We start from the raw sequence: 12085 nt of genomic DNA, 5'->3' as shown, positions 1-12085 counted from the left end.
TGAACCTAAGGTGCTGGTTCTTGATGAACCAGAATCACACCTGGATTTTAGGAATCAGTTCATGATAATAAATCTTATTATGAGGCTGGTCAGGGAACGCGGCCTGTCTTGTATCATAAATACGCATTATCCGGAACATGCTTTGCGTCTGTCGGATACTACGCTGCTCTTGGGACAAAATTCGTATTTGTTCGGAAGGACTAAGGAGATCATTACTGAAAAACGAGTCGAAGAGTACTTTGGAATTAAAGCAAAGATTTTGCCAGTGTCCTATAAGGGTGAGGAGATTAAAGCCTTCGTTGTGCTGGATAATACCTGAACGAGATTTCTTGCTCCATCAGCCTTTGCTGGACCTAGCCTTGCGTTTCTCGGACAAATTTGTATTACTATAGGATACGAAGGTTTTCGTGGCCGGCGGCCCGGAGGTGATGACGGCAGAAAATATCACTCAGGCGTATGGGGTTCCGGTAAGCGTGGAAAGGGTACGGAACCAAATGGTCGTGATCCCAAGGTGAACAATTTATTTTTAACAAATCGAAATATTTAGCAGGAATTCACGAACGGTTGTAGAATACTATGAAAAATGATATTGCAATGCAGGACCATGAAGGTGTTTGCAAAGACCATGGAGGTTAGACTTTTTATAGTCTGCTTTTTTGGTCTTTTTATTTTACTTTAAAACAAAGGGGTTTAAATAAAAATAGCCAGCTGGGAGAAGTGATACACTTTATCAGCCTTTTTCGCCTTGTTAGTGATCGGGATCATTGGGTTTGCTATCCAACGTTTTGTCCGTAAATCAGAGGGACAACATAGGAAAAGGCTCTCATTCCAGCAATCATTACAGCCAGGAAATTGAGGACATGCTTCCGCTGAAAGGAGGTTTTAACAGCAGCAGGATATAAAGAAGTCGAAGCCATTCCGCTGGAAAGTGTCCGTAATATGAATGGTGACAAGGCATGGTATATAATAATTAAAGGTATTAAAGGTGCATAAAGGTGAAGGGAGAACTAATATGAAAGTAGAGTTTCTTGATACCACAGACCATATGGTATATGGTCATGAGGGCTGGTTGGAGCCAAACACAACCCATGTCCATGAAGGCGATCCAGTGGAAATATATTTTAAATGGGGTCACAATATGCAGGTTCATGGACTTGCAAGAAAAGAGGGTTTATCCGCATATGTGATTTTGCCTGACGGACAAAAGCATCAAGTAGAGATAAAGGATTATAAACCAAGCAGCTATTTAATGAAATTTACACCGAAAGAAAAAGGATTATATCATTTTATTTGTGAAAACAAGGGTTATTATGTAATTGACAGTGAAGGAAAGCATTTGATGGGAACATTGAAGGATTATCCCGATGCTCCTAAGGCCACATCCTATACACAGTTTTCGCATCTGACAATGCTTGTTGGGCATGATTTGTCGAAGGAACAGTTATCTACATCACCGAAGCTTCCATTGGCTATTGTTCCTGAAGAGTGGAAAAAATGGAAGACAGGAGAAGATATAATTTTTACTTTATACCTTTATAAAGATGCGTTGCCGGATAATGACATTGATATGGCGCGTGCAGATGATGCAGAAAGCTCTGTGGAACAAAAGAAGATGAAGACGGATGGAGAAGGAAAGCTTAATATAAAAGTTGATAAAACAGGACAGTACCTGCTGATAGCACGTCACCGTTCACTCGAAGGCGAGACAGGGGTTTATTACGATACACAGTTTACGTATACGTATTATTACAGCGTTAAAAAATAAATACTTAGGTTTATATTTTTCGCCCCCAAAGCACGGTTATTACAATAATTATCTTGACAAAATACCGTAAATGAATATATTATGTATCAGTCAGAAAATTTAGAATAAAGTAAGATCATGAAGGTCTTGGCAAAAACCATGGAGGTTTGACTCATAAGAGTCAACTTCGTGGTTTTTTTGTTTCTTTTGAAAGGAAGGTGCATCAAGAGTAAAAAAGGCTTAATAATTCGTGCTAAAACAAGATTTATGCTCTCAACTATTGAGGAGGGGTGTGTGAATTACGGTAGCGGTGGTAATTGTACAGCAATGATCGCTATGACTATGTACTAATTATAAATTCTTAATTAGAGAGGGGAAAGGTAAAGGAATGAAACACTTCGCAAAACTCTTGGTTACTTTGTTAATTCTTACGCTAACTGCGTCATCCATGGTCGGATGTAGCAAGGAGAGCAACACGGGAGCTCAAAGTGGATCTTCAGATGTACCCCAGGAATTGACTATTGCTTACGGCATGGATACGGATGCAAAATCGATTAAAGGAATGGGAGATATGCTGCTTAAGATTTTCTCCACAGACCGCTTGGTGGAATTGATTGACGGAAAGGTGCAACCGAGTTTAGCCACTTCATGGGACATCAAGGATAATGGAAAAACAATCGTTTTCCATCTTCGTAAAGACGTCAAGTTTTCGGATGGTACACCCTTCACGGCAGAGGCCGTCAAATTCACGTATGATCGCCTGAAAAAGTTTAATAATGTCAATTGGACAGAAGTGGATAAGATGGAAAAGGTAGAGGTTATCGATCCCTATACTGTTGCCTTTCATATTGTCCCTGAGCAAGTTGGCTTTGTGGTCTTGACTTCTTTTAATGAATATCAAAGCAGTATCCTGAGCCCCAATTCAGTTGAGCCTAAGGGCGATCCTGGGGCACCCTTTTCTACCCTTATTGGTACGGGGCCTTGGAAAGTGATCGATTACAAGAAAGACCAGTACACAGTTTTTGCACCGAATGAACATTATTACGGTAAAAAAGCGACGTTGCAAAAAGTGACGGTTAAAGATATTCCCAAGGCTGAAGGACGTGTGTTGGCGTTGAAGTCCGGTGATGTGGATGTTATCGTCGATTATTATCATGGCGGGTCTGCTTATACTCCTCGAAATTTGCTTAAGTCTCTGAAAGATGACGGTTTTCAAGTTTTAAAGAAAGAAATGCCCATGACCACGGCGCTGGCGTTTAATTATAAAAAAGCTCCGTGGAATAATGTAACGCTGCGCCAGGGGATAAATTATGCTATCAATAAAGACGATTTGGCAGCCTTGTTTGACGGGTGGATTAATCCGGCTAAGGACGGACTGTTTTCTCCATCGGCACCGTTTATGAAGGAAGCGGGAGTGAAAGAGTATTCCTACAATGTCGAAGAAGCAAAGAAACTTATTAAGCAAGCAGGTTTTCCAGAAGGCTATAAGCCCAAGATGATCGTGCAGAGTCAGAACCCTGATGAGGTTAAACTGGCGGAATTGATCAAATTCCAATTGGCCCAGGTCGGAATCGATGTGCAGTTGGATGTCTTGGAAGCGGGGGTTTATACGGATAGGCAAAAAAAAGGGGATTGGGATTTACGCACCTATTATATCGGCGGACCGGGACGACGTGCCTATACCAGGTTAGACGGAAGATTTAACCCAACCGCAGCGGAGTTTGGCGGATCCGGGTATTTTAGCTCACCTCAGATAACACCGGTGCTCAATAAAGCAGTATCCTCGTTTGATGAACAAGAACGGTTAAACTCTTTTAAAACGCTATATAGCCTGTTCAAAGAGGAAGCAGGGGGAGTAGCACTTTATTACGATGCGGTTTTCGTGGTGGCCAAATCGAACATCAAGAATATTGAGTATGTGAGTTCCGAACCTCGTTTCGACAGTGTGGTCGTAGAGAAAAAGAAGTAGGAGCAGATAGTAGATAGCGGATGGCAGAAAGATGCAGATAAATAGCTGATAGGTAGCAAAATCAGGGAGGTGTGAAAATCTGGCTTATTATGTATTCAGGAGAGTCTTGCTTTTAGTTCCAGTGTTGCTAGTGATTTCATTTATCTCCTTTTCTCTAGTCTATCTCAGCCCAGGTGAACCTGCTCGTTTGATTCTGCAAAGAGAGTTGCAAGGCGAACCTAGTCAGGTACAAATTGATCAATTCAATCATGAGCATGGCTTGGACAAGCCCATGCTGGTTCAGTATACGAGTTGGTTGAAAAAAGCAGCAGTAGTTGATTTTGGTAATTCTTTGAGCACTAAAGAAAATGTTTCAGTCATCTTTAACCAAAAATTTTATGCATCAGCGAAGCTCTTTATCGTTGCCCAGCTTATTGCCTTGGCTATAGCATTGCCTCTGGGCACCTTAGTTGCACTTAAGCCCAATTCTAGATTAGATAATATCTCCAGAGCAGTGGCTTTAGCGGGTATATCGTTACCCAGCTTTTGGTTGGGGATGTTTTTGGTCTACATTTTTGCAGTTAAGCTTCATTGGTTGCCAGCGTCAGGGTATGAAAAACCAACCAATATTATTTTGCCCGCCCTAACTATGGGGATTACGGGTGCTATGGAATTGATGCGGCTCACCAGAACTAGTGTGATGGAGGTGTTGTGGCGCAACTTTGTGCGAACTGCTAAGGCCAAAGGACTGAAGGATGGAGTGATACTTACCCGACATGTACTGCGGAATGCGTTAATACCTGTGATTACGGCGTTAGGCTTACGTGTCAGCCATATGGTGGGCGGGGCAGTGATTGTAGAAATGTTATTTGCTTGGCCAGGCTTGGGCCGCTTTTTGGTCCAAGCTGCCAATGCCCGTGATGTACCGGTAATTCAGGGATTTGTTTTCATGAGTGCGCTTATTTTTGTGGGTATCAATCTGGTGCTGGATCTGTTATATGTCTTCCTTGATCCTAGGATAACCTACACAACAAAAGGAGGCTAAAGCAGGTGCTAAAAACGATCTGGTTAGGCATTGCGTTTATCGTACTGCTCGTGTTTCTGGCTTCTGTTGCACCACTTTTAACGCCCGCGGACCCGTTTCAAGTAGATATGAAAGAGAGATTGCAGGGGATCAGTTGGCAGCACCCTATGGGAACTGATCAACTAGGCAGGGACTTGTTGAGTCGAGTCATTTATGCGACTAGGACGTCCATAACGGCTTCCTTTAGCGTAGTCTTGGCTTGCCTGGCCATAGGAACAGTAGTTGGCGCAGTAGCTGGTTATTATGGCGGTATTATTGATGAATTGCTGATGCGTTTGGTGGATGTCGTGATGGCGTTCCCTTCATTTATACTTCCTATTGCCATTACCGGGATATTGGGGCCCTCCTTGGCTAATATCATCCTAGCGCTGATCCTTACTTCTTGGGTAGGATATGCCAGAATGGTGCGTAGTAGTGTTCTGGTCCTGAAAAACTTGCCCTATGTCGAGGCTGCCCGGGCCATGGGCTTTAGCACCTGGGAGATCATGAAAGACCATATTTTGCCGAATGCTGTTCATCCAGTGATTGTATATACTACGTTCAAGGCGGGCCATACTATTTTGGCGATTTGTGGCTTGAGTTTTATAGGCCTTGGGGCGCAACCACCAACGCCCGAGTGGGGCAGTATGCTGAATGAGGCCAGTTCTTTTATGGGTTCGGTGCCGCATCTTTTCATCTTTCCGGGGTTGATGATTATGATAACAGTTTTAGGTTTCAACTTATTTGGGGACGGCTTGAGGGATTTTATGGATCCCCGTCTTAGGAAGGAATTTGAATTGTAAATGGAAAAGCCGTTATTGAAAGTAAAGGACTTGGCCGTTGAATTCCAGACCAGGCAGGGTCCAGTGAGAGCAGCAAACATTATTAGTTTTGAAGTCAAGCCTAAAGAAACCTTTTGTCTTGTAGGGGAGTCAGGGTGTGGAAAAAGTGTTGTGGCCCTAGCTCTCCTAGGCTTGTTGCCGGCTAATGCTTTGGTGAGCGGTGAGGTGTGGTATAGAGAAAACAACCTTTTGCCCTACTCGGCCCCAGAACAGAGGCAGGTCAGGGGCCGAGAAATAGCCATGATCTTTGAACAACCGATGGGATGTTTAAATCCAGTCATGAGCATCGGTGAGCAAATAATGGAAGCTTATGGAGTCAATAGAGTGTGTTCCAAGCAGGAAGTTCGTGTCGGTGCTAAGCGGCTCATCGAAGAGGTGGGCATATCGTCACGACGTTTTAGAGATTATCCCCATGAACTGAGTGGCGGCATGCAGCAGCGGGTCATGATTGCCATGGCTTTGGCTTGTCAGCCCAGATTGCTCATTGCAGACGAACCAACGACGTCTTTGGATGTGACGGTTCAATATCAGATCATCCAATTACTGCGTGAGTTAAAAGAACGCTATGATATGTCGTTGCTGCTGATCACCCATGATTTGGGGGTTGTGGCGGAAATGGGCGATCAAGTGGCCGTGATGTATGCTGGAGATTTATTGGAAATTACGAATGTTCATGATTTCTTCTTTACCCCAGGACATCCCTATTCCAGGGCGTTAATTAAGGTAGTAGAAGGTAACTCTCTAAATCCTATTCATGGAAATGTTCCCAATCTTACAGATCGATTACAGGGGTGTCCTTTTTATGCCAGATGCCCTGATGCGATCACCCTGTGCAGGGAAATACGGCCCCAAGCTAGTTATATAAACAATAAGATGGAGAGGTGCCATCTTGTCCAATTTGATACAAGCCGAAAGGCTAACTAAATACTATTATCCTAAAAGTGATTTGATGTTTTGGGCACGCCAGCCTGTGAAGGCGGTCGATGATCTTTCTTTCTCTATTGCTGAAGGGGAGAGTTTTGGACTAGTCGGGGAAAGTGGGTGCGGCAAATCGACGGTGGGTAGGCTACTTCTGCGCCTTTCAGAACTGACAGAGGGAAACGTGTATTATAAGGGAACGGATCTTTACTCCCTCTCGAATAAAAAAATGAAAAATTTACGTATCAAGTTGCAGCCCATCTTTCAAGATGCCGATAATTCTTTAGATCCCAGATACACAGTATCTCGCCTGCTGGCAGAGCCGTTCAAACGATGTCAGGGAAGTCAACGTGACAGTGAACAAAGGATCAGTCAGTTGCTTGAACTGGTTAATCTGGGCCCAGAATTACTGGAAAGGCATCCGCATGAGCTCTCAGGAGGACAACGGCAAAGAGTAGGCTTGGCAAGGGCGTTAGCTTTAGAACCGGAGTTTATCGTGGCAGATGAACCAGCGGCCTCGCTGGACTTGTCCGTTCAAGCTCAGGTGCTTGATTTGCTGAAAACTATGCAGGAAGGGAAAGGGATCGGGCTACTGTATATCTCACATAATCTCAGAATTGTTCGGGTAATGACCCAGCGGATGGCCGTTATGTATCTGGGTAAGTTTATGGAAGTGGGAGAGACGGAGAGTATTTTTAAGAATCCCTTACACCCTTACACCAAGCTATTGATCTCTTCACTGCCTATCCTTGACCCGTCAAAGCGGAAAAGCAAGCTCAATTTGGCAGTTAGTGAACCCCCTAATCCGTTTGCCCTGCCTCAGGGATGTCGATTTCATCCTCGTTGTCCAGAATGTAAGCCCATTTGTGAAGTGGAGAATCCTAAACTTCTCCCGATAGGAGAGGGAAGAAAATTAGCCTGCCATCTTATTCGGTAAACTGTTGTTAATTATGGATCAAATCGAAATAATTCAGGAGGGGTTTAAGATGAGCGAAGTTATAGAAAATATTGAAGAGCGCTGGAATACCCATGCCAAAAGTTATGATGAACGGCATCATGGCCATCTTAGTGAAGAAGATGCTAAACTATGGGAGAGTACTTTAAAAACACATCTAGGTCAGGATCAGGGTATCGAAATCTTAGACGTGGGGACAGGAACAGGCTTTTTGATTTTGAAAGCTGCCGAACTAGGATATAAGTGTACGGGAGTGGACATCTCGGAAGGGATGATGACCATTGCCAAGCAGCACGCCGCTGAAAAAGGGTTGGATATAAACTTTAGTAAAGGCGTTGTCGAACAATTGCCATTCCCAGATAACAGTAAGGATGTCATTATGAACCGCAGTGTGATGTGGACGCTGCTTCAGCCGGATGTGGCTTTGAAGGAATGGCGGAGGGTACTAAAACAAGGAGGTGTGCTGTTGTGCTTCTGTTCGATAGGTGAGGGGATAGATGGCAACAACCACTACAGCCAGGAAATTGAAGACATGCTGCCATTAAAAGGTGCCCCCAAAGAAATGTTCATAGCTGCTCTTGAAAATGCTGGTTTTAGGGAAGTGCAAGGAATAATTCTTGAGGGAATAAAAGACAAGCATGGCGATAAAGACTGGTATGCGATTAAAGGGAAAAAATTGTAAGGGAATCAGAACTACTCAAAGATAATTCTATCTTACAAGTCACGAACAAACTGTCGTGATCCTAAGGTGAGGAGGGTTTTGGCAGAGCAAAAACCATGAAACTGACTCAGTAGAATCAGCTTCATGGTTTTCTTTTTTTAAGGAGTCAGTTGTCTTATTTTTGAGATTAGACCTTCCAAAAAATCCAGGCAGTTTTCGTCCGAACTTTCTCCATCACAAATCCATTGATAGAGATCTTATCGAGATAGCTCCTTATTAAAGCGTTTTTCTCATCGCATAAGTTATTCACCGTTTCAAAGAGCGTACCATAATAAATACAAGCTTCTTCGACCGTTCGACATGTTCTCGATCCGTATCAGCATAGGCAATACTGGGATAATATCCAGTTAGCCAAAGGATGTTAAAAATGCTGTAAATTGTATTGCTGTAAAATTTTACGCCTTTAAGCTTAAGAATATCCGCGCGAATAATGTCTTGAACAGAGTCGGTACGATCAACAAAATTGGACAAAAAGCAGTATCCTTTACTTGCATTGATCATCTTCTCTAATGTGATTAGATCATGGATCCCAGGGCTATTGATTGCGGTAACCAGGTCATACTTTTTTCTCCAGTCGTATTCTTCAAGGCTAACCTCATCCCAGTTCAAGTTTCTGAACAAGACATTGGTGAGGTTCTCGGATTTGGCATTCTTCACCGCATAGTCTAACATTTTATCGGATATGTCTTATGTCCAAGACGCTACTATCCTCGACAAGAAGGTTATTATGTGACAAAAATTCAACGATTTTGCGAATGCGCTCATCAGGACTGCCTTGACAAACTAACTTATTAAACTCATCCGCCCTGTTGTCCCAAAACGACTTACCGGATGCTTTGGCAGCCTTTCCCTCGCTCCAAAGATGAGTAAAATATGGAATGTCCATCCCTTTACCATCCCCTCGAATAATCTTTGAAGCAGTCTAGGCATACTTTTTTCCCGTCATTGATTCGAAGCTTATGCTCTGGAGCACCTTCCCCGCAAATTTCATAAACTACTGTGGTAAATAGTCTTGCCTTTTCGGACAGCTCAAACGTCGGCTTCGAGAAATTAAAGAGTTGCTCAACAGGTGAGTTCAGTATGTAGTCCTGACGCTGCTGGCGGTCCATTTCCCCGTTGAGGGGCTTTATGATCATTCTTAGGCTTTCGCCGGTGGACTTGTTATAAAAGCTGAAGGCCATTTTGCCTGTGCCTTTATATTTGCGACTATTTCAGAAACAGAAATGAGGACTCATTAATCGTTGCAATAAACAAATTTATTCGATCCCTTCCTAGAGAGGCCGGACTTTTAGCGGGTTTTTTATATATGTGTTTGTCTGGCAGCGAGAGAGATTCGGGGGAACATGTTGTGCGACACGTTTCTAGGTCAATAAAAGCCTAGACATTGGTAGAAATACTGATAGAACTAACATCTCAATGAATCAAATGATAGGGTAACGCCTTGAAGGGTTCACTTTAATACTCCGACAGGTATGGAAATAGATAAGTATAGAAATGTCTGAAGCACGGTAAAGTCGCATGAGTTTTGCCCTGTTTTGCAAGAAATGGGAAACATGTCCAGAGGTGGATGGTGCAGTCTAAGGAAATATTGTGATATAAGGAAGTAATTTTAGATTGATGGAACGCCGTATGCTTGGAAACCGTGCGCCATGTCGTGCGCAGCAAGAATTGTCTGGTTACCAGACCAATGTCCTTGGAATTACGTTGAGAACAACGCCTAACCTGAATCTGAAAGGAAGAGGGAAAAACAGCATGGTGGTAAAGCGTGGATGAATCGAAGATGGTGTAGAAGCAGGTCACGCAAGTTCTGCTCGATATGGTTAAAAGCTACACTGCCTAAACCTGAATGACCAGGGATGGAACTGCACATCTAGGGATACACCGTCTAAATACTCCCTACTTATCGCATATTCGAATCCGAGTTTTGTTCGAAGAAATCTAGGGCGATAAGCCATTGAACAATGAGTTCAAGTAAGGTCATGAGTGGGAACCTAAGTCGAGCTAATACGTTCTTCCTGCGCAAAACGTGGGATTGCCTAACGGGGGAGACCCCTATGGTAACGGAGTTTTCATAGTATCCAAAGTGGCGGTCGTAATGACGGTTGCACAGGCGGACTTTAATATGTGCCGCTGGATCGCTTATACCGCCAAAAGGGTAACCAAGTAAGCGGGAGATCAGGAGAAGGAAGACAGGTGGTTACGATATCAATCGCTTGGAGGTATGCGGAATGCAGAAGGCCGAAAAAGTATTGGATATCATCGGCGACAGAGGCAAGCGAAAGTTACCGTTATATCGCATCTACCGTTTGCTTTACAACAAAGAATTGTATCTTATCGCTTACAAAAATATTTATGCCAACAAAGGCGCGATGACTAAGGGAGTGACAGACGAGACGGTTGACGGCATGTCCATTGCCAAGATTGATCGAATTATCAATCAACTGAAAAAGGAAACTTATCGTTTTGCGCCTGTCAGACGTAAGTATATCAAGAAAAAGGGCAGTAAGAAGCAACGCCCTCTTGGACTGCCAACATGGTCAGACAAATTACTCCAAGAAGTCATTCGTCTGATTCTGAATATCTACTTTGATCCACAATTCAGCAACGCCTCTCACGGTTTCCGTTCCAATCGGGGATGCCACACGGCACTGGATTCTATTCGGACTAAAAATGGTTGGAAAAGTGTAAAATGGTTCGTTGAAGGCGATATCCGCGACTGTTTTGGTAGTATCGATCATGGCATTCTACTCGGAATTCTGGCTGAAAAGGTAAAAGACAATCGCTTCGTGAGACTGATGAAACACTTTCTGGAATGTGGGTACATGGAAGACTGGAAATATTTCACTACCTTAAGCGGGTGTCCGCAGGGTGGAATTTTAAGTCCTTTGCTTTCTAACGTCTATATGGACAAGTTCGACCAGTTTATGGAGAAACACATCCTCCCCGTCTATAACTGCGGGGGCAGAAGGACAGAGAACAAAACCTACAAAGCGCTGAGCAACCAAGTTAAAAAGCACATGCGCCATCAAGACTGGAAGATAGTAAAGGAACTTAACAAGCAGAGACAGTCCATGTCTTCCAAAGATACGAACGATCCAGGATTCAGAAGACTCTATTACATCCGCTATGCGGATGATTGGTTGTTGGGTGTTTCAGGTCCTAGGCAGGATGCAATCAAGGTCAAGGAACAAATTAGAACCTTCCTCGTTAGTGAACTAAAATTAACGCTTAGCGAAGAGAAGACCTTAATCACCCATGAAAAAACCGATAAAGCGCGATTTCTCGGTTATGACATCCATGTACTGCATCAGGATACGAAACATGACAAACGAGGACAACGCAGCATCAATGGTGTGATCGGTTTTCGCGTTCCAGACGAGAAGATGAAAGACAAAGCAGGACAGTATAAGAAGAGCGGAAAACCAACTCATCGAAAAGAACGGACGGTCAACTCCGATTTTGATATTATTGCCCAATACCAGTCCGAATTTCGCGGATTCGCTCAATACTATCTGCTTGCCTATAATGCTCATCAGTTGCATGGTCTCAAGAGAACAATGGAATTGTCTTTAGCACGTACCCTTGCGAATAAGTTCAAAACGACGGTCAACAAAGTCTTCAAGACGTACAAAACGACTCGTGAAACGGACGGACAAATTTACAAGGTGCTTCAAAAGGAAGTGAAACGGGAAGGAAAAAATCCGTTGATCGCTTACTTCGGAGGGTTTAAGCTAGGTTACAAGAAGGATGCCGTAATTCTAGACGCATTACCAACAGGAAAAGTGTTCAACATTAAGAGCCAACTTATTGACCGTCTGATGAAGGATACATGTGAATTATGTGGATCAAGTGGAAATATTGAAATGCACCACGTCAAGAAGCTAAAAGACCTAG

Annotated in this window: 11 protein-coding genes and 1 pseudogene; 9 read left to right on the top strand and 3 right to left on the bottom strand. The window is 43.4% G+C overall.

Annotation, left to right across the window (positions count from 1 at the left end; translation table 11 throughout):
* The 8 genes from JL57_RS07860 to JL57_RS07825 form a co-directional block, all read left to right on the top strand.
* Nucleotides 1–319 (top strand): ABC transporter ATP-binding protein (locus JL57_RS07860; protein WP_034141509.1); only part of this gene is annotated, 319 nt, incomplete at its 5' end.
* 693 nt (nucleotides 320–1012) lie between these two features.
* Nucleotides 1013–1765 (top strand): DUF4198 domain-containing protein, encoded by a 753-nt coding sequence (locus tag JL57_RS07855; protein WP_034141506.1) that lies wholly within the window; start codon nucleotides 1013–1015, stop codon nucleotides 1763–1765.
* Between the two features lie 367 nt (nucleotides 1766–2132).
* A complete protein-coding gene (locus JL57_RS07850; RefSeq protein ID WP_034141505.1) occupies nucleotides 2133–3713 on the top strand; it encodes an ABC transporter substrate-binding protein in 1581 nt (526 codons plus the stop codon).
* A 79-nt stretch (nucleotides 3714–3792) separates the two neighbouring features.
* A complete protein-coding gene (locus JL57_RS07845; protein ID WP_034141504.1) occupies nucleotides 3793–4737 on the top strand; it encodes an ABC transporter permease in 945 nt (314 codons plus the stop codon).
* A gap of 5 nt (nucleotides 4738–4742) precedes the next feature.
* Nucleotides 4743–5558, top strand: a complete 816-nt coding sequence (nikC, locus tag JL57_RS07840; RefSeq protein WP_034141503.1) for a nickel transporter permease — start codon at nucleotides 4743–4745, stop codon at nucleotides 5556–5558.
* Nucleotides 5559–6521, top strand: a complete 963-nt coding sequence (locus tag JL57_RS07835; protein ID WP_034141502.1) for an ABC transporter ATP-binding protein — start codon at nucleotides 5559–5561, stop codon at nucleotides 6519–6521.
* A complete protein-coding gene (locus JL57_RS07830) occupies nucleotides 6487–7452 on the top strand; it encodes an ABC transporter ATP-binding protein (protein ID WP_034141501.1) in 966 nt (321 codons plus the stop codon). Before JL57_RS07835 ends, JL57_RS07830 begins: the two co-directional genes overlap by 35 nt.
* A gap of 49 nt (nucleotides 7453–7501) precedes the next feature.
* Nucleotides 7502–8152, top strand: coding sequence for a class I SAM-dependent methyltransferase (locus tag JL57_RS07825; RefSeq protein WP_291299830.1), 651 nt, complete (start codon nucleotides 7502–7504; stop codon nucleotides 8150–8152).
* A gap of 285 nt (nucleotides 8153–8437) precedes the next feature.
* Here the strand turns inward: JL57_RS07825 and JL57_RS33835 are convergent, their stop codons facing one another.
* From JL57_RS33835 to JL57_RS07815, 3 genes and pseudogenes are all read right to left on the bottom strand, one after another.
* Nucleotides 8438–8863: a hypothetical protein gene (locus JL57_RS33835; RefSeq protein WP_291299829.1), complete on the bottom strand. Its 426-nt coding sequence runs from the start codon at nucleotides 8861–8863 to the stop codon at nucleotides 8438–8440.
* Between the two features lies 1 nt (nucleotide 8864).
* The gene (locus JL57_RS33830; protein WP_291299828.1) at nucleotides 8865–9077 is read right to left on the bottom strand and encodes a hypothetical protein; all 213 of its coding nucleotides are present in this window, start codon (nucleotides 9075–9077) and stop codon (nucleotides 8865–8867) included.
* 4 nt (nucleotides 9078–9081) lie between these two features.
* Nucleotides 9082–9390: pseudogene (locus JL57_RS07815) on the bottom strand (TraR/DksA C4-type zinc finger protein); the annotation flags it as partial.
* Between the two features lie 1029 nt (nucleotides 9391–10419).
* Between JL57_RS07815 and JL57_RS07810 the strand changes: the two are divergent.
* A partial coding sequence (locus tag JL57_RS07810; protein ID WP_034141500.1) for a reverse transcriptase/maturase family protein occupies nucleotides 10420–12085 on the top strand: 1666 nt, incomplete at its 3' end.

The organism is Desulfosporosinus sp. BICA1-9 (assembly GCF_000802135.1).
This window is presented reverse-complemented; position numbering and strand designations above follow the sequence as displayed.